The sequence below is a fragment of the Streptomyces cyaneus genome (genome assembly GCF_004028635.1).
In the GTDB taxonomy this organism is placed as follows: Bacteria; Actinomycetota; Actinomycetes; order Streptomycetales; family Streptomycetaceae; genus Streptomyces; species Streptomyces cyaneus.
Genome location: NZ_RQJW01000020.1, coordinates 18,895 through 39,516, shown reverse-complemented (window position 1 = coordinate 39,516; position 20,622 = coordinate 18,895). Strand labels below are relative to the sequence as shown.

The 20,622-nt window shown below is 71.7% G+C and carries 23 protein-coding genes and 1 tRNA gene; 13 read left to right on the top strand and 11 right to left on the bottom strand.

All coding sequences use genetic code 11. The features are described 5' to 3' along the window. Positions 1–126: 126 nt before the first annotated feature. Positions 127–942 (bottom strand): precorrin-6A synthase (deacetylating), encoded by an 816-nt coding sequence (gene cobF / locus EHO50_RS39830; RefSeq protein WP_128436738.1) that lies wholly within the window; start codon positions 940–942, stop codon positions 127–129. Between the two features lie 123 nt (positions 943–1,065). Then, positions 1,066–1,587, bottom strand: a complete 522-nt coding sequence (locus tag EHO50_RS39825; RefSeq protein WP_164905079.1) for a DUF309 domain-containing protein — start codon at positions 1,585–1,587, stop codon at positions 1,066–1,068. A gap of 115 nt (positions 1,588–1,702) precedes the next feature. Here EHO50_RS39825 and EHO50_RS39820 point away from each other — a divergent pair. From EHO50_RS39820 to hypE, 10 genes are all read left to right on the top strand, one after another. Continuing rightward, a tRNA-Pro gene (locus tag EHO50_RS39820) sits at positions 1,703–1,776 on the top strand. Positions 1,777–2,050: 274 nt separating this feature from the next. Next, on the top strand, positions 2,051–2,329 hold the full coding sequence (locus EHO50_RS39815; protein WP_128436736.1) for a hypothetical protein: 279 nt from the start codon (positions 2,051–2,053) through the stop codon (positions 2,327–2,329). Positions 2,330–2,471: 142 nt separating this feature from the next. Then, positions 2,472–2,840: a low affinity iron permease family protein gene (locus EHO50_RS39810; RefSeq protein WP_128436735.1), complete on the top strand. Its 369-nt coding sequence runs from the start codon at positions 2,472–2,474 to the stop codon at positions 2,838–2,840. 66 nt (positions 2,841–2,906) lie between these two features. Then, positions 2,907–4,631, top strand: a complete 1,725-nt coding sequence (locus tag EHO50_RS39805) for a hydrogenase maturation protein (protein ID WP_128436734.1) — start codon at positions 2,907–2,909, stop codon at positions 4,629–4,631. Beyond that, complete coding sequence (locus tag EHO50_RS39800; RefSeq protein ID WP_128436733.1) at positions 4,628–5,224, top strand: hydrogenase maturation protease; 597 nt, start codon at positions 4,628–4,630, stop codon at positions 5,222–5,224. Before EHO50_RS39805 ends, EHO50_RS39800 begins: the two co-directional genes overlap by 4 nt. A gap of 65 nt (positions 5,225–5,289) precedes the next feature. Continuing rightward, the gene (hypB, locus tag EHO50_RS39795) at positions 5,290–6,060 is read left to right on the top strand and encodes a hydrogenase nickel incorporation protein HypB (protein WP_128436732.1); all 771 of its coding nucleotides are present in this window, start codon (positions 5,290–5,292) and stop codon (positions 6,058–6,060) included. Further along, a complete protein-coding gene (gene hypF, locus EHO50_RS39790; RefSeq protein WP_128436731.1) occupies positions 6,057–8,387 on the top strand; it encodes a carbamoyltransferase HypF in 2,331 nt (776 codons plus the stop codon). Before hypB ends, hypF begins: the two co-directional genes overlap by 4 nt. A 3-nt stretch (positions 8,388–8,390) precedes the next feature. Beyond that, on the top strand, positions 8,391–8,708 hold the full coding sequence (locus EHO50_RS39785; protein WP_128436730.1) for a HypC/HybG/HupF family hydrogenase formation chaperone: 318 nt from the start codon (positions 8,391–8,393) through the stop codon (positions 8,706–8,708). Then, positions 8,705–9,847, top strand: a complete 1,143-nt coding sequence (hypD, locus tag EHO50_RS39780) for a hydrogenase formation protein HypD (RefSeq protein ID WP_128436729.1) — start codon at positions 8,705–8,707, stop codon at positions 9,845–9,847. Before EHO50_RS39785 ends, hypD begins: the two co-directional genes overlap by 4 nt. Continuing rightward, on the top strand, positions 9,840–10,922 hold the full coding sequence (gene hypE / locus EHO50_RS39775; RefSeq protein ID WP_128436728.1) for a hydrogenase expression/formation protein HypE: 1,083 nt from the start codon (positions 9,840–9,842) through the stop codon (positions 10,920–10,922). The genes hypD and hypE overlap by 8 nt, the downstream gene beginning before the upstream one ends. 48 nt (positions 10,923–10,970) lie before the next feature. Here hypE and hypA read toward each other — a convergent pair whose 3' ends face one another. The 8 genes from hypA to EHO50_RS39735 all read right to left on the bottom strand — a co-directional run bounded on the left by hypA (position 10,971) and on the right by EHO50_RS39735 (position 17,511). Further along, positions 10,971–11,327: a hydrogenase maturation nickel metallochaperone HypA gene (hypA, locus tag EHO50_RS39770; RefSeq protein WP_128436727.1), complete on the bottom strand. Its 357-nt coding sequence runs from the start codon at positions 11,325–11,327 to the stop codon at positions 10,971–10,973. 7 nt (positions 11,328–11,334) lie between these two features. After that, positions 11,335–11,463 carry a hypothetical protein gene (locus EHO50_RS45725; RefSeq protein WP_281288305.1) on the bottom strand — a complete coding sequence of 43 codons (129 nt, stop codon included), beginning with the start codon at positions 11,461–11,463 and terminating at the stop codon, positions 11,335–11,337. A gap of 88 nt (positions 11,464–11,551) precedes the next feature. Beyond that, on the bottom strand, positions 11,552–11,758 hold the full coding sequence (locus EHO50_RS39760; RefSeq protein ID WP_128436725.1) for a hypothetical protein: 207 nt from the start codon (positions 11,756–11,758) through the stop codon (positions 11,552–11,554). A 48-nt stretch (positions 11,759–11,806) separates the two neighbouring features. Beyond that, positions 11,807–12,403, bottom strand: coding sequence for a DUF5947 family protein (locus EHO50_RS39755; RefSeq protein ID WP_128436724.1), 597 nt, complete (start codon positions 12,401–12,403; stop codon positions 11,807–11,809). Then, positions 12,400–12,963, bottom strand: a complete 564-nt coding sequence (locus tag EHO50_RS39750) for a NifU family protein (RefSeq protein ID WP_128436723.1) — start codon at positions 12,961–12,963, stop codon at positions 12,400–12,402. Before EHO50_RS39750 ends, EHO50_RS39755 begins: the two co-directional genes overlap by 4 nt. Continuing rightward, entirely contained in the window at positions 12,956–14,749 is a 1,794-nt protein-coding gene (locus EHO50_RS39745; protein WP_128436722.1) for a nickel-dependent hydrogenase large subunit, read from the bottom strand. The genes EHO50_RS39750 and EHO50_RS39745 overlap by 8 nt, the downstream gene beginning before the upstream one ends. 67 nt (positions 14,750–14,816) lie before the next feature. Next, positions 14,817–15,905: an NADH-quinone oxidoreductase subunit B family protein gene (locus EHO50_RS39740; protein WP_128436721.1), complete on the bottom strand. Its 1,089-nt coding sequence runs from the start codon at positions 15,903–15,905 to the stop codon at positions 14,817–14,819. Between the two features lies 1 nt (position 15,906). Next, on the bottom strand, positions 15,907–17,511 hold the full coding sequence (locus EHO50_RS39735; RefSeq protein ID WP_181449784.1) for an ATP-binding protein: 1,605 nt from the start codon (positions 17,509–17,511) through the stop codon (positions 15,907–15,909). Between the two features lie 252 nt (positions 17,512–17,763). Here EHO50_RS39735 and EHO50_RS39730 point away from each other — a divergent pair, with 252 nt between their 5' ends. From EHO50_RS39730 to EHO50_RS39720, 3 genes are all read left to right on the top strand, one after another. After that, positions 17,764–18,195 (top strand): HIT family protein, encoded by a 432-nt coding sequence (locus EHO50_RS39730; RefSeq protein ID WP_128436720.1) that lies wholly within the window; start codon positions 17,764–17,766, stop codon positions 18,193–18,195. A gap of 139 nt (positions 18,196–18,334) precedes the next feature. Beyond that, on the top strand, positions 18,335–19,036 hold the full coding sequence (locus EHO50_RS39725; protein ID WP_128436719.1) for a hypothetical protein: 702 nt from the start codon (positions 18,335–18,337) through the stop codon (positions 19,034–19,036). 54 nt (positions 19,037–19,090) lie between these two features. After that, positions 19,091–19,753: an NUDIX domain-containing protein gene (locus tag EHO50_RS39720; RefSeq protein ID WP_128436718.1), complete on the top strand. Its 663-nt coding sequence runs from the start codon at positions 19,091–19,093 to the stop codon at positions 19,751–19,753. Between the two features lie 7 nt (positions 19,754–19,760). On the opposite strand, the gene EHO50_RS39715 is transcribed toward EHO50_RS39720, so the two are convergent. After that, positions 19,761–20,504, bottom strand: coding sequence for a TetR/AcrR family transcriptional regulator (locus EHO50_RS39715; protein WP_128436717.1), 744 nt, complete (start codon positions 20,502–20,504; stop codon positions 19,761–19,763). Positions 20,505–20,622: the final 118 nt, after the last annotated feature.

Genomic DNA, 20,622 nt, shown 5'->3' with positions numbered 1-20,622 from the left:
GCATGCGGGGACGGTCCGCTCGGGTGCAGTGCGGATCTCGGCGGCTCCCGAGACGCTCCCGCTGAGCCACCTGCCCCTCCCTACTGATCCTCCCGCCTCTTCGGCGCGCCCCTGCCCCTGCCCCTGCTACTCCTTCTGCTCCCGCGGCACCTTCTGCTCCTTCTGCTCCTCCTGCTCCGCCGGATTCCGGCGAAGCAGATAGGTGTCCATGATCCAGCCCTTGCGCTCCCTGGCCTCGGCGCGCAACTGCTCGATGCGGGGCGCGGCTTCGGCGATCGGGCCGGAGGCGAGGATCTCGTCCGGGGTGCCTATGTACGCGCCCCAGTAGATGTCGATGTCCTGGTCGGCGTACTGCCGGAAGGCCTGGTGGGCGTCGAGCATGACGACCACGTCGTCCACGCCGTCCGGGAAGCCCTCGGCCAGCCGTCGGCCGGTGGTGATCTGCACGGGCCGGGCGACCCGGTTGAGCCCCGTCCGGTGCCGGGCGACGAGAGCGGAGACGCTGCTGATGCCGGGCACGACGTCGTACTCGAAGGCCACCGCGCCCTTGTCCAGGACTTCTTCCAGGATCGCGAGCGTGCTGTCGTACAGCGCGGGATCACCCCACACCAGGAACGCGCCGGTCTCGTCCGCGCCCAGCTCCTCGGCGATCAGCCGCTCGTAGATCCCGGCGCGGGCACTGCGCCAGTCCCCGACGGCCGGGGAGTACGCGGCACCCCCCGCCGACCGGTCCCGGTCCGGGTCCCGCGCCTCGACGACCCGATACGTCCCCTCCGGTATGTGCGCGTCCAGCATGTCCCGGCGCAGCTGCGTGAGGTCGGACTTCACCTCGCCCTTGTCGAGGATGAAGAACACGTCTGTACTCCGCAGGGCCCTGACCGCCTGCAGCGTCAGCTGCTCCGGGTCGCCCGCGCCGATACCGATGACATGAATCTTTCGCACGCCCCGAGTCTGCCGCACGCCACTGACAACGCGGACACCGCGTCCGATCCGTCGGCGCCGAGGGTCCGAGAGCGCGGGGGCCGCGGCGGACGGATCCCTGCCCCGGGTTCCCGCCCCCCCCCGCTACGACTCCCCGCGCAACCTCGGCGCCCGCCCCCGCGCATCCACTGCCTCGTCGCCCGCCTCCACGACCCCCGCCAGCTCCCGCGCCCACGCGACCAGCCCCGGCAGATCCATCCCGTACGGCCGCTGCCCCCCGGCCCCCGACGACCACTCCTCCACGGCACCCGCCCCCCGCCGCAGCAACCTCGCCCCGCCCGTCACGTTCCCCCGGGCCGAGTGGGTGAGGCCCACCGCGAGCTGGGCCAGGCCGCGCCACAGGGCCCGTTCCTCCTGCGGGCCCGTCTTCCAGGCGTCCTCGAAGACCTCGTGCGCATGGAACGGTTTCCCCGCGTCCAGCAGCTGCTGTGCCTCCACGACGCTCTGCTCCGGGGTGCGTACGACGCCCTCGGGCTGGCGGGCGACGCCGTCCGCGCCGTAGGGGAGGGGGCGCCCGAGACCGTCCCGGGGGCGCGCGTTGCGTGCCCGGCCCTCGTTGTCCCGGTCCCGAGCGTCGGTCTGCCGTCCTGACGGTGTGGTGGCCATGCACCGATTGTCCATCGAGGTGCCTGCCCCTCGCCGGGCGCCCTTTTCGGCACGGTCCCCGGCGTGGGGTAAAGTTCTGCTTGCGTGATCACGCGGTTCGCCGCGCGACAGGCACCGGGACGTGGCGCAGCTTGGTAGCGCACTTGACTGGGGGTCAAGGGGTCGCAGGTTCAAATCCTGTCGTCCCGACCGGAGTCCGCTCCGTAGTCGCAGGTCAGGGTCTTGATTCACTTCAGTGGATCAAGACCCTTGATCATTTCTGGGGCCCCTGATGTGCGAGATGGATCCCTCCCTCGACGAACACGGCACGGCCGTGGTGTGGCACCTGAAGATCAAACAGAACTCGATCACCAATCCTCGGCGTGCCGCTGGAACAAATCGGGTTTTTTCATATTAACCTCCGTTAACCGTACGAAGTCGATCCCTCACGGATCGCACCCACGTCATTCCACCGGAGATGAACATGCACAAGCTTCGCAAGGCTGCCGTCCTGGTTGTCGCGCTCGGCAGCGCCGGACTCCTGAGCGCCGGGACCGCCACCGCGCAGGGCCTCGACGGCGACGGCGGGAACAAGATCCTGCAGAGCTCCAACTGCAAGTCGCACGACCTGAACCTCGACGTCCTCGGCCAGGTCGGCATTCTCAACGGCCTGCTGGGCAACGCGCTCAACGGCGAGGGCAACGCCGGTGGGCAGGACACCCACCTGGGCTCGACCATGGGCTGCAACAGCAGCGCCTTCTAGCGCGTGTTCGGGGCGCAGGGGCAAATCCTGTCGTCCTGAGGTTGCGAAGGGTCTTCGCGGGCGAGAGCCTGCGAGGGCCCTTTTCGTGTGGGGTCGGCCGAGGCGCCCGCCGTCCGGGCCGGTGGCGGGGTAAGGCTCGCTCATGACGTTCAAGAGTCCCGTTCAGCGGGGTGGCCCGGGGCGTGGCCGGTTCGACCAGTTCGCCCAGTACGCCTCCAACTTCACCAGCTCGCCGGTGTTCTTCCTGGTCTGCCTGATCCTCGTCGGCTTCTTCATCGCCTCCAGCGCGGCGCACCTGGAGATCGACGTGCTCCTGCTGGCGGGCGGGGCCATGACCGCGGTGACCCTGCTGCTCCTGGCCCTGCTGAAGAATGCCGAGATGCGCGCCGAACACGCGATCCAGCGCAAGCTCGACGCAATCGCCGAGGCCCTGGTGGATGTGTACAAGGGAGAGCAGAGCGAGGCCGTCGACAGGCTGAGGGACGCGATCCGGATGGAGGAAGAGACCTGACCGAGGCGGGCGAAACGCCGCCGTGATCCTTTCCGCGCACCCGGAAACCGGCGAGCATGCCATGTCATGAACATTTTGCTCGTCGCGAGCGCGTTCAACAGCCTGTCCCAGCGTGTGTACGCCGAACTGGCGGACCTCGGGCACCGGGTGGACGTCGTCCTCGCCTCACACGGTCCCGACGCGGTCCGCGCCGCCGTACAGGAGACGCGCCCGGAGCTGATCATCGCTCCGATGCTGAGGACGGCGCTCCCCGAGGACGTATGGCGGGAGCACACCTGCCTCGTCGTGCACCCGGGACCGCCCGGCGATCGCGGTCCCTCCTCCCTGGACTGGGCGATCGCCGAGGCGGCGCCGCGCTGGGGAGTGACGGTGCTCCAGGCCGAGGCGTCGATGGACGCGGGCGACATCTGGGCGTCCGAGCCGTTCCCGGTGCCGTCGGTGGGCAAGAGCGACCTCTACCGAAACGAGGTCTCCGACGCCGCCTCGGCCGCCGTTCTGCTGGCCGTCCGGCGGTACGCCGACGGTTCGTTCAAGCCGCGGCCGCAGAGCGATCCCGAGGTCGGGGTGGTGTGGCGTGACTTCTTCCGGCAGGAGCAGCGGCGGATCGACTGGGGGAGGGACGGTACCGACGTGGTGCTGCGCAAGCTGCGCGGGGGCGACTCGCAGCCCGGTGTGCTGGACGAACTCCTCGGCCGAGAGGTGTTCTTGCACGGCGGGCATCCCGAGGACCGGCTGCGCGGACGGCCCGGTGAGCTGCTGGCCACGAGGGCGGGGGCGGTGTGCCGGGCCACCCGGGACGGCGCGGTGTGGATCCCGGAACTGCGCCCTCGTAAGAGTTCCGGCGACCCCGCGCCGTTCCGCCGCCCGGCGGCCTCCGTGCTCGCGTCCTTCGCGGCCGACGGCGCACGGAGCAGTGACCGTCCGCACGGGTTGCCGGAGGACTCCGCCCCGCTCGAACTGCCCGCCGACCGGCGCACCTGGACCGACATCCGGTACCGGCAGCAGGGCGACATCGGCTTCCTGACGTTCTCCTTCCCCGGCGGGGCGATGAGCACCGACCACTGCCGCAGGCTGCTCGCCGCCTACCGGTACGCCCTCGCCCGCCCCACCTCGGTGCTGGTCCTCGGCGGAGTCCGGGACTTCTTCTCCAACGGCATCCATCTGAACGTCATCGAGGCGGCCGCCGACCCGGCCGGCGAGTCCTGGGCGAACCTCAACGCCATGGACGACCTGGTCGAAGCCGTCCTGCGCACCACCGACCGGCTGGTGGTGGCGGCGCTCTGCGGCAACGCGGCGGCCGGCGGCCTGATGCTCGCCCTGGCCGCCGACGAGGTGTGGTGCCGCGCGGGCGCCGTCCTCAACCCGCACTACCGGCGGATGGGCCTGTACGGCTCGGAGTACTGGACGTACACGCTGCCGCGCCGCGTCGGAACGGAGACGGCCCGGCGGCTGACGAGCGAGGCGCTGCCCGTCAGCGCCGCCACGGCCGCGCGGATCGGACTGGTGAACCGGCTGGTGCCGGTCGCAGTACAGGAGTTCGCCGCCGAGACCGAGCGCAGGGCGGCCGACCTCGCCGCCGCCCCGGATCTCGCGCGGCGGATCGCCGCCAAGGCCTCGGCCCGGCAGGCGGACGAGGAGCAGCGACCGCTCGCGGACCACCGGCGCGCCGAACTCGCCCGTATGCGCGCCATCTTCTTCGACCCGCAAGCTCCCTACCACGCCCTGCGGTCGGCCTTCGTCCGCAAGCAGCCGGGCGGCTCCGACCGGCCGCTGAGCGGGGGCGCGCGATGATCCGCCGCGGTGCGCGTCTGCTGGTGGCGGGCGTCGGCAACATCTTCCTCGCGGACGACGCCTTCGGCCCCGAGGTCGTCCGCGCCCTGGAGCGGCGCCCGCTGCCGACAGAGGTGCGGGTGCGGGACTTCGGTATCCGCGGCCTGGACCTCGCGTACGAACTGCTCGACGGCTACGACGTCGTCGTCCTGGTCGACGCGGCCGAACGGGGCCACTCACCCGGCACGCTGTCCCTGATCGAGCCGGAGCTCCCCGACGGTGCCCGGGGCGCGGCCCCGCCCGAGGCGCACGGCATGGACCCGGCGAGGGTCCTCGCCCTGGCCGCCCACCTGGGCGACGGACCGCTGCCGCGCGTTCTCGTGCTCGCCTGCGAACCCCAGCTACGGCCGCGCGGCGACGAGGACATCGTCCCGGGCCTCAGCGCACCGGTCGTGGACGCGGTCGGCCGGGCCGTCGAGGCCCTGCACGCCATGGTCCCCGTCCTGCTCGCCGAACCCGCGGCCACACCCCCGTTGAGCCGCCCGGAGGAATCCACGGACCCCTCCACGGCCGGGCTCGCCTGCCCGGTGGCCGGAGGCGTCGAGGATCGATAGCCGCAGACCGGTTTGCGCGGTTTGCACCCGATTCACTGTCGAGCCCGCCGCGAGGAGCAGCGCCCATGTGCGATTCCATGGACGTCACCCAGGCCGCCCAGGCCGCCCAGGCCGTCCTGGCGAAGAACGACGGCCTCGCCGCGAGCCTGCGCGCCGAACTGGCCCGGCGCGCGGTGAGCGTGGTCAATCTGCTGTCCAGCCCGGGCAGCGGCAAGACCGAACTGCTCGGACGGGTCCTGGCCCGTGCCGTGGAGCGGGGCGTCCCGGTGGCCGCGCTCACCGCCGACCTGGCGACGGAGAACGACGCCCGCCGGCTCGCCCGCTCCGGAGCACCGGTGAAACAGCTGCTGACCGACGGGCTGTGCCATCTGGAGGCCCGGCAACTGCGCGGCCACGTGGACAACTGGCTGCCCGAGGACACCGCGCTGCTCTTCGTGGAGAACGTCGGCAACCTCGTCTGCCCCGCCTCCTACGACCTCGGCGAAAGCCTGCGGATCGTGCTCATGGCGGTGACCGAGGGCGAGGACAAGCCGCTGAAGTACCCCACCGCCTTCGGCTCCGCCCATCTGGTGGTCCTCACCAAGATGGATCTGGCCGAGCCCGCCGGCTTCGACCCGGCGGCCTTCGACGCCCATGTGCGGCGGGTCAACCCCGGGGTGGAGATCGTACGGTCGTGTGCCCGCACCGGCGACGGTGTCGACACCGTCCTGGAGCGGGTCCTCGCCGCGCGGGACGGAGCCCCCGTCCACCGGCCGCCCCTCGCGCCGCGCCCCCACGGCCACGTCCATGAGCACGCGCAAGCGGACTCCGGCCTCGCGGCCGGCCGCGTCTCGTGACAGCGCCCACCACCACTCGGGCGGTGCGCCGCCGTGTCACGGTGCGCGGCACGGTGCAGGGCGTGGGCTTCCGCCCGTACGTGCACCGCCTGGCCACCGACCTCACGCTGTCCGGGTTCGTCAGCAACACGGCGTACGGCGTGCTCATCGAGGTGGAGGGCACACCGGACGGTGTCGCCCGTTTCTGCGACCGGTTGGCCGCCGAGCCTCCACCGCTCGCCGCCGTCACCGGCATCGGCGTCGAGGACGTGCCCGTCACGGCTGCCGACGCCGCCTTCACGATCCGCTCCACCGAGCAGTCCCCGGGCCGCACCCAGCTCCCACCCGACACCGCGACCTGCGCCGACTGCCTGCGCGAGCTGGCCGCCCCGGCCGACCGCCGACACCGGCACCCCTTCGTCACCTGCACCCACTGCGGGCCCCGCTTCACCATCGCCACCGGGATGCCGTACGACCGGGCGGTCACCACCATGACCGGCTTCCCGATGTGTCCCGCCTGCGCCCGGGAGTACGGCGATCCCGGCGACCGCCGCTTCCACGCCCAGCCCGTGGCGTGCCCCGACTGCGGTCCCCGGCTGCGGCTGGTTCCCGCGGCCGGCACTGACATCCGCCCCGCCCGGGACGGCGACGCGCTGACGGCGGCACGGGCACTGCTGGCCGTCGGACGGATCGTCGCCGTGAAGGGCCTCGGCGGCTACCACCTGGCGTGCGACGCCACCGACGCACGGGCCGTCGACGCACTGCGCACCCGCAAGGCGCGGGGCGGCAAGCCCTTCGCGGTGATGTGCGCCGACCTCGCCGACGCGGAGCGGCTCGCCGAGGTCTCCGCCGCCGAGCGAGCCGCGCTCACCGGTCCCCGGCGCCCCATCGTCCTGCTGCGCCCACGCCCGTCGAACCTCGCACCGGGCGTGTGCCCCGGCAGCCCCCACCTCGGCGTGATGCTGCCCTACACCCCCGTGCACACGCTGCTGTTCGGGCTGCCCGGCGATCCTCCGGGCCCCCGTGTGCTGGTCATGACGAGCGGCAACCGCTCGGGTGAACCGATCGTCACGGACGACGACGAGGCACTGACCCGGCTCGCTGGACTGGCCGACGCCTGGCTCGCCCACGACCGCGCCATCGCCTCGCCGTGCGACGACTCCCTGCTGCGGGTGCGCCCCGACGGCACCGAGCAGGTGCTGCGCCGCTCCCGTGGGTATGTACCCCGGCCGCTGCGTCTGCCGGTTGCGGTGCGCCCCGCCCTCGCGGTCGGCGGCGACCTGAAGAACGCACTCTGTATCGGCGAGGGCGACCAGGCCTGGTTCGGCCCGCACATCGGCGACATGGGCGACCTGACCACCCTGGAGGCCGCCCGGCGCGCGGAGTCGCACCTGCGGCGCCTGACCGGCGTGAGCCCCGAACTCGTCGCCGCCGACCGGCACCCCGGATACCACTCCAGCCGGTGGGCTCGGCAGCGGGCGCTCCAACTCGCCCGGCCCTCGCCCGTGTTCGTCCAGCACCATCACGCGCACCTCGCCTCCACCATGGCCGAGCACGGCCTCGACGGCACCACACCCGTGATCGGCGTCGCCTTCGACGGCACCGGTTACGGCGACGACGGCACCGTCTGGGGCGGCGAGTTCCTGCTCGCCGACTACACCGGCTACCGGCGCTTCGCCCACCTCACCCCCGCCCCGCTCCCCGGCGGTGACGCGGGCGTGGCCAACCCCTGCCGTCTGGCGCTGGCCCGGCTGTGGGCCGCAGGGCTGCCGTGGGACGCGGACCTGCCGAGCGTGGCCGCGTGCGAGGCCGAGGAACTCGCTGTGCTGGAGCGGCAGTTGACGCGCAACGTGGCCTGCGTGCCGACGTCCGGCATGGGCCGCCTCTTCGACGCCGTGTCGTCCCTCGCGGGCGTGTGCCATCGCGCGGGCTACGAGGCCCAGGCCGCCCTGGAGCTGGAGGCGGTGGCCCATTCGGCCTGGGGTGGAGACAGCGCGGCGTACGCCTTCGGCGTCGGCCCCCTGGGGTGCGACCCGGCCCCCGTGCTGAGCGCGCTCCTCGCCGACCTGCGACGCGGCACCCCGGCACCGGTGATCGCCGCGCGCTTCCACCGCGGCGTCGCCCGCGCCGTCCTGGAGATCTGCCGAAAGGCACGCCGGGCCACCGGTCTGACCACCGTCGCCCTCAGCGGCGGAGTCTTCGCCAACGGGCTGCTGGAGCTGGAGTGCACGGCGCTGCTGGCCGGCGACGGCTTCGCGGTACTGCGGCACGGCGAAGTCCCGCCGAACGACGGTGGGTTGGCCCTCGGCCAGCTGGTGGTCGCGGCACACGAACGACAGAAGGAGTGACCCATGTGTCTGGCAGTGCCCGGCAAGGTCGTGTCCATCGACGCCGGCGCCGATCCGCTCACCGGGCTGATCGACTTCGGCGGCGTGCAGAAGGAGGCGTGTCTGGAGTACGTCCCCGAGGTGCGTGTCGGTGAGTACGTCATCGTGCATGTCGGCTTCGCGCTCCAGCGCCTGGACGAGGAGTCGGCGCTGGCCTCCCTGAAGCTCTTCGAGGAACTGGGGCTGCTGGAGGAGGAGTTCGGCGACGCCTGGGAGCAGGCGGCCCGGGACGCGGGAGTCGCAGCCGTGACCGAGGAAGCCCGAGAGAGCGAGGCCCGGTGAAGTACATCGACGAGTTCAACGACCCCGAGCTGGCCCGGCGCCTGCTGGACGAGATCCGCGCCACCGCCACCCGGCCCTGGGCCCTGATGGAGGTGTGCGGTGGGCAGACCCACTCCATCATCCGGCACGGCATCGACCAACTGCTGCCCGAACAGGTAGAGTTGATCCACGGCCCCGGCTGCCCCGTCTGCGTCACCCCGCTGGACGTCATCGACCAGGCACTGGAGATCGCCGCGCGACCCGGGGTGATCTTCTGCTCCTTCGGCGACATGCTCCGCGTCCCGGGCACCGACCGCGACCTGTTCCGGGTCAAGGGCGAGGGCGGCGACGTACGCGTGGTCTATTCGCCGCTCGACGCCCTGGAGCTCGCCCGCCGGAACCCGGACCGTGAGGTGGTCTTCTTCGCCATCGGCTTCGAGACCACCGCCCCCGCCAACGCCATGGCCGTGCACCAGGCCCGCCGTCTGGGGCTGACCAACTTCAGCCTGCTGGTGTCCCATGTGCGGGTGCCCCCGGCCATCGAGGCCATCATGACGGCCCCCGCCTGCCGGGTGCAGGGTTTCCTGGCCGCCGGGCATGTGTGCAGCGTGATGGGCACGGCCGAGTACCCGCAGCTCGCCGAGCGGTTCCGCGTTCCGCTCGTGGTGACCGGCTTCGAACCGCTGGACATCCTGGAGGGCATCCGCCGGGCGGTGCGCCAACTGGAGCGCGGTGAGCACCGGGTGGAGAACGCGTACGCCCGTGCCGTACGCGCGGACGGCAACCCGGCCGCCGTACGCATGATCGAGGAGGTGTTCGAGGTCACCGACCGCAACTGGCGCGGCATCGGGCGCATCCCGCTGAGCGGCTGGCGGCTGACCGAGGCGTTCCGCGCGTACGACGCCGAGCACCGCTTCGACGTCACGGACATCCGGACGGAGGAGCCCGCCGAGTGCCGTAGCGGCGAGGTGCTCCAGGGGCTCATCAAGCCGACCGACTGCGCCGCGTTCGGCACCACCTGCACCCCGCGCACCCCGCTCGGCGCGACCATGGTCTCCAGCGAGGGCGCCTGCGCGGCCTACTACCTGTACCGCCGGATGAACGGCCCGACGCCGCAGGCCGCCCAAGCCGTCCGCGAGGAGATGAACCCCGTTGCCTGAACTCGCCGACACGACCGTCGACCCCGCCGTCGATCCCGCCGACTGGAGCTGCCCCGCCCCGCTTCGCGACCAGCCCGTCGTGGTGATGGGGCACGGCGGAGGCGGCGCCCTGTCCGCCGAGCTGATGGAGCAGGTCTTCGCCCCGGCCTACGGCAACGCCACCCTGGCCGCGCTCGCCGACTCCGCCGTCCTCGAACTGGGCGGCGCCCGGCTGGCCTTCTCCACCGACTCCTACGTGGTCCGGCCGCTGTTCTTCCCCGGGGGCAGCCTCGGCGACCTCGCGGTCAACGGCACCGTCAACGACCTGGCGATGAGCGGCGCCCGGCCCGCCTATCTGTCCGCCGCCTTCGTACTCGAAGAGGGCGTGGAGCTGACCGTCGTCGAACGGATCGCGCGTGCCATGGGCGCGGCGGCCGAGGCGGCGGGGGTCGTCGTGGCCACGGGCGACACCAAGGTGGTGGAGTCCGGGCACGGCGACGGCGTGTACGTCACCACCGCAGGGGTGGGGCTCGTCCCCGAGGGCGTGGACATCCGGCCGCAGCGGGCCCGGCCCGGTGACGCCGTCATCGTCAGCGGTCCGATCGGCCTGCACGGCGTGGCGATCATGAGCGTGCGGGAGGGGCTGGAGTTCGGCGTCGAGATCGCCAGCGACACCGCACCGCTGGCGGACCTGGTGGCGGCCATGCTGGCGGTCACCCCGGACGTCCATGTGCTGCGCGACCCCACCCGCGGCGGTCTGGCCGCGTCCCTCAACGAGATCGCCCGCGCCTCGGGCACCGGCGTCCGGCTGCGGGAACGCGCCATCCCGGTGCCGGACGCCGTCGCCAACGCCTGCGGCTTCCTGGGCCTCGACCCCCTCTACGTCGCCAACGAGGGCCGGCTCGTCGCCTTCGTGCCCCCGTCGGCGGCGGAGGAGGTCCTCGCGGCCATGCGCGCCCACCCGCAGGGCACCGGCGCCACGCTGATCGGGGAGTGCGTCGCCGAGCACCCGGGCATGGTCGTGGTCTCGACCGGCCTCGGCGGCACCCGGGTGGTGGACCTGCCGCTCGGCGAGCAGCTGCCGCGCATCTGCTGACCGGGACACGAGTGGGCCCCGCCGAGGCGTCGGCGGGGCCCACTCCTGTCATGCCGGGGCCGGTAAGGGCTCGATCCCGATGATCTCCAGTTCCCGGCCGCTGCGCAGCTCGGTGGAGGGCTGGTCGCAGCGCGGGCACCAGAAGAACGGCGGCATGCCCACCGGGAACTCTTCGGAGCACGGGCCGCAGTAGGCCTGCGCGGGGACCTCCTCGACCACGAGCCGGGCGGCGGCGAGGGCGGTGCCGTCGCGGGCCACCTCGAAGGCGAAGTCCAGCGCGTCGGGAACGACCCCCGCCAGCTCGCCGACCCGGACGGTCACCGCCGAGACGGCTTCCGTCCCGTCGGCCCGGGCGAGTTCATCGGCCCGCTCGATGATCGCCGTCGCGATCGACAACTCGTGCACGGCGGGCTCACGGGTAGCGGCGGCCCGCGCGCAGGCCGCCGGCCATCCGCCAGATCCGCATCTCGCGCCGCAGGCTGGGGAACTCCCGGACGAACAGTGCCACGGCCACGGCACCCGCCACAGCGGCCTCGGCCATCAGCACCCGTTGCCCCGTCCTCCCGGCTTCCGCGACAGCCGTTCTCCCTGCTGGTTGGACCTTCATTCAGACGACTCCCTGTCGTTCCTCATCCCGGCGGGATGTTCGGCATGACGTCCAGGAGAGCGTCGTGCCGCTTCCAATGGATCCCGGTGGAGCGGCGCGCGTCGGCGGTGCCGTCCTTGTGGTGCCCCTTCTGCTGGTCGTAGGGCCCCGCGTTGCCCTGGTGCATACCGGGCACGTGCCCGGTCGAGTCGGGCTTGGCCTGGGGTCGGCCGACCCTGATCTTGCCCATGGGGTGCTCTCCTTCCTCTGCCTCGCCTCCGCGTCGCGGAGTGCGGGGTCATGGCCGCTCGGTGAGGTCCTCGAAGAACTGCTCGACGGCCGGCCAGACCCGTCCGCCGCCGGACAGGCCCCGCCATTCCCGGCGTACGACGGCGACCATCCGGAAGCAGTCGTCGACGGGCACGATCCAGTGGTGGTCGAGGCCGTGGACGGTGTTCACGAGCAGGGCCTCCACGTCCGGTTCCAGGGAGGCGAGCTGCGGCCACGCCTCGACAAGCCGTTGCCAGGCCGCCGCGTCCACCTCCCAGCGCATGGCCCCGGCCGGGCTCGGGCCCTCGGCGGTGACCGTGCCGTCGGCCCGGGGCACGAAGAAGACCAGGCCCACGGGCACGCCCAGGACCTCAGTGTCCACCCGGGGCAGCCGGATCCGCCTGCGGGGAACGAGCCGGTAGCGCCCCTCGCCCGCGCCTTGGTCGGCGAACAGCACCGAGCAGGGGCCGCAGGCGCAGCGGACCTGCTCTCCTCCCGTGTCGTACAGATGCGCGTGCTCGTCGGGCACCGGCGCGGCGCACAGGTCGCACCGCTCCGCCTCGGCCCTCGCGGTGGCGTCCGCCGAAGAGCGGATGAGGCGGGCCAGGGCTCCGTCCGTGGTCACCGCGCACCTCGGTGCGTGAGCGTGGTCAGGGGTACGAAGGCGGGGGCCGGGGCCTGCGGGGCCTGTAGCGACTCCACGGACGTCAGCTCCGGCGCGACGGCGAGCACCGCCTCCCGGACCACGGTGGTGACGTCGGCCGACCCTCCGCCGCACCCGGAACCGCAACCGCCGCCCGCCGTCAGCCGGACCCGGCCCACTTCTCCCTCCACGCCGGCCCATTCCACGTCGCCGCCGCTCTCCCGCACGGCGGGCCGCAGCCGTTCGACCGCGCGGGCCGCCCGGCGTTCGACGGGCTCGGGGTGGATGGCGTGCAGCACCAGCAGATGCCCCAACAGCTCGTCGTCGGCGAGACGTTCGGCCAGCTGCCCGTCCGCGTGGTCCATGACCCGGGCCAGCGCCTCGCCATAGACCTCGGTGAGCAGCCGTACCGACTCGACCGCGGAGCGGGTGGTGGGGCCGGGGGCGGATTCGAGGCCCTCCAGCAGCTCGTCGAGCCGGGCCAGGCGGGCCTCGACGGCCGGGTCCGCGAGCCGCTCGGCCGGGGCGCCGGCCTCAGCCATGGTTCGCTCCGTACGTCGGCGAGTGCAGGGTGGTCAGCGTCTTGCCCTTGCCGACGTACATGTGCACACCGCACGGCAGACAGGGGTCGAAACTGCGGACGGTGCGCATGATGTCGACGCCCTTGAAGTCGTCCGGGCCGTTCTCCTCGAAGATGGGCTGCCCCTGGACGGCGTCCTCGTACGGGCCGGGGGTGCCGAACTTGTCGCGGGGGCTGGCGTTCCACGGGGTGGGCGGGTACGGGTGGTAGTTGGCGATCTTCTTGTCCTTGATCACCAGGTGGTGGGAGAGGACACCGCGCACCGCCTCGTGGAAACCGCACCCGATCGCCTCGTCCGGCACCTCGAAGTTCTCGAACACCTTGGTGTCGCCGGACCGCACCAGCCCCATGGCCTCTTCCAGGAACTGCAGGGCCATGGCGGCCGCGTAGGCGACGAAGTACGGCCGGGCGCGGTCCCGTTCGATGGTGTTGCTCCACTTGGGGATGCGCCACTCCAGGGTGGTCTCCGGCAGCGTCTCGCCCTTGGGCAGCGAGATGCGCACGCTGTGGCCGGTGGCCTTGATGTACGGGGTTTCGACCAGGCCGCTCAGTGCGGTCGACCACAGCCGGGCGAGCGGGCCGCCGCCGGTGTCCAGGGCGAGGTGGTCCCCGGTGCGCCCGTCGAGCCAGCGCGGGCTCATCACCCAGCTGTACTTGCCGTCGAAGTCGCGCTTCTGCGGCACCGGGACGGTGGTCTGGTTCCACGGGTGGCGCATGTCGACCGGGTTGCCGAGCGGGTCATGGGTCACGAAGGGCTGCTCGTTGACCCAGTCCTCGTAGTAGGAGCTGCCCAGCATGATGCGCAGGCCGAGGTTGATGTCGACCAGGTTGTTGGTGACCAGCTCACCGTCGACGACGACGCCCGGGGTGACGTACATCGCCTTGCCCCACCGGTTCATGTTCTCGTAGCGGTAGTCGACGACGTCGGGGTCCTGGAAGGCGCCCCAGCAGCCCAGCAGGATGCGGCGCCGGCCGACCTCCTCGTAGCCGGGCAGCGCCTCGTAGAAGAAGTCGAAGACGTCGTCGTTCATCGCGACGGCCTTCTTCACGAAGTCGATGACCCGCATGAGCCGGCTGAGGTAGTCGGTGAAGACGGTCGGCTGCGGCAGCGTGCCGACACCGCCGGGGTACAGCGTGGACGGGTGGACGTGCCGCCCCTCCATCAGGCAGAACATCTCGCGGGTGACCCGGCTGACCTTCAGGGCCTCCTTGTAGACCTCGCCCTCGAAGGGGTTGAAGGCCTTCATGATGGCGCCGATCGTGCGGTAGCCGTGGATGTCCCCGCGGGGCGCGTCGGTGCGTTCCGCGCGGGCCAGCAGGCCGGGGTTGGTGGCCTTGACCATCGCCTCGCAGAAGTCCACGAACACCAGGTTGTCCTGGAAGATCGTGTGGTCGAACATGTACTCGGCCGCCTCGCCGAGGTTGACGATGTGCTCGGCGAGCCGGGGCGGTTTGACGCCGTAGGCCATCTGCTGGGCGTAGTCGGAGCACGTGGTGTGGTTGTCGCCGCAGATCCCGCAGATGCGGGAGGTGATGAAGCCCGCGTCGCGCGGGTCCTTGCCCTTCATGAACACCGAGTAGCCGCGGAAGAGCGACGAGGTGCTGTGGCACTCCACGACTTCCCGGTTGGCGAAGTCGATCTTCGTGTAGATGCCCAGGTTGCCGATGATCCGGGTGATCGGATCCCAGGACATGTCCACGATCTGCGCCGGCTTGCGTCCCGTGGGCCGGGCCTCGGTTGTGGTCATCGCTGTTACTGCCCCTCGCTGTCGGTCGGTGTCCGTAGGTCCCTGGTGGGGTGGGTGTCGCGCGGTGTCAGGGCCGCCAGTGCGGGTCGTAACCGCTGGTGAGCTTCCGCTTGTTGTGGCGCCATTTGGGTTCGTGGTTGACCAGCTCGTTCGTGAAGCCGCGCAGGCGGCGGATGACGGCGCCGTACGGCTTGATGGCGATCGACGACAGCGTTCCGCCGGGCGGCTCGTCCATGAACGGCATGAATGCGTCGGGGAAGCCGGGCATGGTGCAGCCGATGCAGATGCCGCCGACGTTCGGGCAGCCGCCGATGCCGGCCATCCAGCCGCGCTTGGGCACGTTGCAGTTGACCACCGGGCCCCAACAGCCCGTCTTGACCAGGCACTTGGGGGAGTTGTAGTCACCGGCGAAGCTGGCCTGCTCGTAGTACGAGCCTCGGTCGCAGCCCTCGTGGACCGTCTTCCCGAACAGCCACTGCGGGCGCAGCATGTGGTCCAGCGGCGGCGGGGGAGCGGAGCCGGCCGCGTGGTAGAGGACCCAGATCAGGGTCTCCATGAAGTTCTCCGGCTGGATCGGACAGCCCGGCACGTTCACCACGGGCAGCCCGCCCTGCGACCTGAAGTCCCAGCCCAGATAGTCGGCGAGGCCCATGCATCCGGTCGGGTTGCCGGCCATCGCGTGGATGCCGCCGAAGGTGGCGCAGGTGCCGGCGGCCACCACCGCCCAGGCCCTCGGGGCCAGTTCGTCGATCCAGTGGTTCAGGGTCTGCGGCTCACCGGTCTCCGGGTCGTTGCCGAAGGACGTCCAGTAGCCGTCGCCCTCGATGACGTTCTGGTTGGGGACCGAACCCTCGATGACGAGGATGAACGGCGCCAGGTCACCGCGGGCCGCCGCCCGGTAGGGGGCGAGGAAGTCCTCGCCGCCCAGGCTCGGGGAGAGCACCTTGTTGACCAGGTTCACCTTCGGCAGGCCCGGGATCAGCCCGAGCACCAGATCCTCGATGGAGGGCTGGTCGGCGGCTGTCAGGGAGACGGTGTCGCCGTCGCAGCTCATGCCCTCGGAGATCCAGAGGATGTGGATCTCGTCGAAGCCCTGCCGGTCCTCGCCGCGGCTGGGTTCGCCGCTGACCTCGGTGGTGGCGCTGTGCGTCGTCATGTCATCGGCCTCCGCTGCGGGGGGTGGGGGAGCCGGTCGGCTCCAGTGGTTCGAGTTCGTCGGGCCGGAAGTAGTGGAAGCGGCCGTACCAGGTGTGCAGTTCGGACGCGGGGTCGTCGTCGAGGGTGACGGCGAGGTGCGTGCTGCCGTCCACGTCGTGGAATACGGCGGCCACCTGGGCGGTCCGGCCGACCAGGAACATGTCCTGGGCGTCGGCGCCCCGGCCGCGCGGGCAGAGCCGCACGCGGCTGCCCGCGCCGAGGGGAACGCCGTCGACGAGCACGGTGTCGGTGGTCGGCGACAGCCCGGCGTCGGCACCCTCCTGCCACCAGGCGGGGCGGTCGGGAGCTTCGGCGACCGGGGTGACCGGCGAGGCGGGACGTTCGGCGGCCGGGGTGACCGGTGAGGCGGGAGGTTCGGCGCCCGGGGTGACCGGTGAGCCCGGAACTTCGGGGGCCGGGGTGACCGGCGTCAGGGAGCGGACGGCGCCGTGCAGGCGCGCGAAGACCTCCGGGGGCATGGTGTCGACCCGGTCGAGGATCGCGGCGGCCCGTGGGTCGGTGGCGCGCGCCTCGCGCTTCTCCTCGTCCGTCAGCAGCATCGTGCGCAGGGTGAGGATCTCGTCGATCTCCGCCGCGTCGTGCAGATCGCCCGGGCTCTCCGGGGCCACCTGCGGATGGTCGGGAAGGATGATCGGCGAGGAGAGCAGAAGGTCTCCGATGACGCCGGTGCCGGTGCCGGCCTCCTCAGCGGGCGGTTCTCCGCCGAGAACGGGAAAGGCGAACTCGTTCCGGCACGCGCGGGCGTGCTCCTCCAACGGTGCGGGCGGATCGATCAGCGAGACGAACTCCACGCCCTGGCCGGCGACGAGCGTGTGCGTGGCGACGAGGGCACCGCGCAGGGCCTCGTCGCGGGGGATGTGCGGCTCGGGCGCGGGCCCGGTGTTCGCGGTGAGCACCCGGAGCCGGTACACGTCCTGCGCGAGCCGCTCGGCCGCGAGCGTGGTGTGCGCCCGGACCTCCTCGCGCCGCCGCACGACCCGTCCGACGCCCCCCGGCAACGGCTCGATGTCCGTGCCGGCTGCCGCTCCCACCGGAGCGGTGTGTTCACCCGTCAGCAGGTCGTCCAGTGGGACGGCGAGGTCGACCTCGCGCGCTACCGCCTCGTCGAAGGTCAGATGCGCCACGCCGTCGTCCGTCCGAAGCGACGCGACCGCACGGTGGCTGCCGTCCCGGCCCGCCTCCTCCATCTGCTTGTGCTGCAGCTGCAGGTACCGCACCCTCACCCGTACGACAGCGCCTGGTCCTCGGACGCGCAGCAGACACTCGGTCTGCTGGTACCAGGAGTCCGCGGAGCCGGACACGCCGGGTACGACGGGGCCGGACGCCTCCACCCAGTCGCGCGGGAACAGCACCCCGAACTGCCACCTGACGCGGTTCTTGGCCGAGGAGCGACGGTAGGGGTACAGGAGGTAGCCCTCGTAGAGGACGGCGTCGGCGACGGCGCTCAGCTGTTCGAAGCCGCTGGGGGACCGGTCCGGTGGCACATCCTCGCCGCCTCCCGGAACAGCACGCGGCGCGCAGCCCTCGATCAGGCCCTCCGACATCCCGCCTCCTCGGATCCGTTTGCGCGCCCATCCCTTCCACCAAGGTCACATCGCTAACAGCCCCCCGCCTCCTCCGGACCAGCAACACTGAGCCGTTCAGGGGAGCAGGTGTGGTCGCGGTCGACGAAAACCACACACGCGGAGTTGAGTCATCCCGCTCCGGTCACTGCCACGACAGCGGCTTCCGGCTCCTCGCGCGCCGGCCGGTACGTAGGCTCGCTCCGAGAGTTCTCCCGCAGCGAAGGGGCAAGCATGACCACCGTCTTCTCCCGCATCATCGACGGCGAGCTTCCCGCCCGGTTCGTCTGGCAGGACCCGCACGCGACGGCGTTCCTGTCCATCGCCCCCCTGACGCCCGGGCACACCCTCGTCGTGCCCCGGCGCGAGGTCGACCAGTGGACGCAGGTCGACGGTGAACTGCTGGCCCACTGCATGCAGGTGGCCCAGGCGGTCGGCCAGGGTGTGCAGCGGGCGTGGAACGCTCCGCGCGCCGGACTGCTCATCGCCGGTTTCGAGGTGCCGCACCTGCACATTCACGTGGCGCCCGTGTGGGGCATGGGGGACCTCGACTTCTCCCACGCGAAGCCGGAAGAGGACATGTCGGCCCTGGACGAGGCGGCGGACAAACTCCGCACCGCCCTGCGCGAACTCGGCTTCGAGCAGGCCGTGCCACCGGGGTCCTGAAGCGGGCTCGTATGGGCGTGGGAGCGTGAGGCGCAGGAGGACGTACGGGCACAGCCCCTCGGATCACCGGCGCTGATAGGCTCCCGTTTCCGATCATGAGCATGGTCATTCGGTGAACGGGGATGGAGCGGGGGGCTCGATGCGGACGATTCCCATGACGACGACGGCACTGGTGTGTTTGCTCACCGCGGCCGCGCTCACCGGGTGCGGGGGCGGCGATGGCGCCGCCGAGAAGTCCGCGGCAGACCTGCTCGACGAGGCCAACGACACGATGCGCGCACTGCGTTCCGTGACGGTCGACATGAGCAACACCCCGGCCAACGACCGCAACGGCACGGTGACGATGCGCCTGAAGACCGATCTGAAGAACCGGTGCACGGCGAAGACCACGTGGGCCGAGAACGGCAGCCTCGAACAGATCAGGATCGGGGAGACGGACTACGTCCGCCCGGACAAGACGTACCTCGAGAACTGGAGCGGCAGGCAGGTCGCCGACGTCCGGCCGAAGCAGTGGGCGAAGGTGCCCGCCGCGGACGCGCAGCCCGGCGACGGACTGGCCGCGTGCACCTGGACGTTCGAGTCGTTCGGCAAGGCGAAGAAGGGTGCGGCCACCCACGTCGGCGACCTGGATGCGATCGCCGTGCACGTCACGGACAAGGCGGACAACGAAGGGACGTACACCTTCTACGTGGCCACCGAGGGAAAGCCGTACCTGCTGAGAACCGTCTACAAGGGCGGCGGCAACGTCACCACCACGTCGTTCAGCGGCTTCGACGAGCCCTTGGAGGTCCGGCCACCCGCGGCGGGGCAGGTGCTGGACAAGGCCGACGTCGGGCAGTGAAGGATGGTAGAAGCGGGCCATGACCAACTCGTTCATCCATCCGGCCGGTGCCCGATGACCGCCGGCATCGACACCCCCGACCGCCGTGGCCGCACCGGACTCGACCAGACCGGCCGGGACCTGACCGGCAACCCCCGGGTCAAGGTGCGGGACGTGCAGCTGCTGTCCAGCCACTGGTACGTCGAGCGCACGACGACCTTCGACTTCCAGCACGCCGACGGCACCTGGAGCACCCAGCAGCGCGAGACGCACGACCGCGGCAACGGGGCGACCATGCTGCTGTACGACGCCGAACGTGAAACCGTCCTGCTCACCCGCCAGTTCCGCTTCCCGGTGTACGTCAACGGCCACCCCGACGGCATGCTCGTCGAGACGCCGGGCGGGCTCCTCGACGACGATGACGAGCACCCGGAGATCGCCGTACGGCGCGAGGTCGTGGAGGAGACCGGGCACACCATCGGCGAGGTCCGGCACGTCTTCGACGTCTACATGAGCCCCGGCTCGGTCACCGAACGCGTCAGCTTCTACGCCGCCGCCTACGGCCCCTCGACCCGCACCCACGAGGGCGGTGGCCTGGACGAGGAGGGCGAGGACATCGAGATCGTCGAACTGCCCTTCCGCCGGGCCCTGGAGATGATCCGCACCGGGGAGATCGCCGACGCCAAGACCATCATGCTGCTCCAGTGGGCGGCGCTGGAGGGGCCGTTCGCCCGCTGAGCGCCTCTCAGGGTGCGCCGACGAAACGGTCGATCACCGCGTCCACCCCGGCGGCCAGGCCCTCCGGTCCGCCCCGCTCGGCGAGCGCCGGGGCGATCGCGCGCAGCGTGGGCAGCTCATGGGGCGGCATGCGGTGCAGGCCGAGACGGAAGGCGGGGTCCGGCTCGTCGGGGTTGTCGACCATGGCCCTCAGCTCCACGGACACGTATCCGAGGACCCAGGCGGTGAAGGCGTGGAAGACGGCGCAGGTGCGCTCCTCGTCGAGCCCTGCCCCCCGGAGCAGAGCGAGCACCCGCTCATGGTCTCTGAGGACCGCCGACGGCCTCCGGGCCAGTGGAACCGCCATCATGCGCGTGGCGATCAGCGGCACCACCCGAGGGTGGGCGAGGCAGACCTCATAAGTGATCAGGGCGATGCGGTGCAGGTCGGCCCGCCACTCGGGCCGCCCGGCACCGGTGCCTTCGGCCGGTGCCGCCCCCGCGCCGGACGCCTCGCCGAGTCGGTCCTCCAGCTCCAGGTAGAGGGCCTCGACCAGCCCGTCCAGAAGCGCGTCCTTGCCGGCCGCGTAGCGGTACAGGGCCATGGCCTCGACGCCGAGTTCGGAGCCGAGGCGACGCATGCTCAGGGCGGAGAGACCCTCGCGATCAACCAGTTCCAGTGCGGCGGCCAGCACCCGCTCCCGACTGAGCCTGCCGTGCCGCCCGCGGTCACTCGCACGCCGGGCCGGACCTGCCTCCGGGTCGTTCTTCATTCGCCCTCTCCTTACCGCTCGACCGCTGCGACGTGGCATCCGGCCATGCCCGGATGACCGTCAGCCGTGACCGTCGTATCCTGGAACTGCGGCAAAGTGCACAACGGCGTACTCCGAT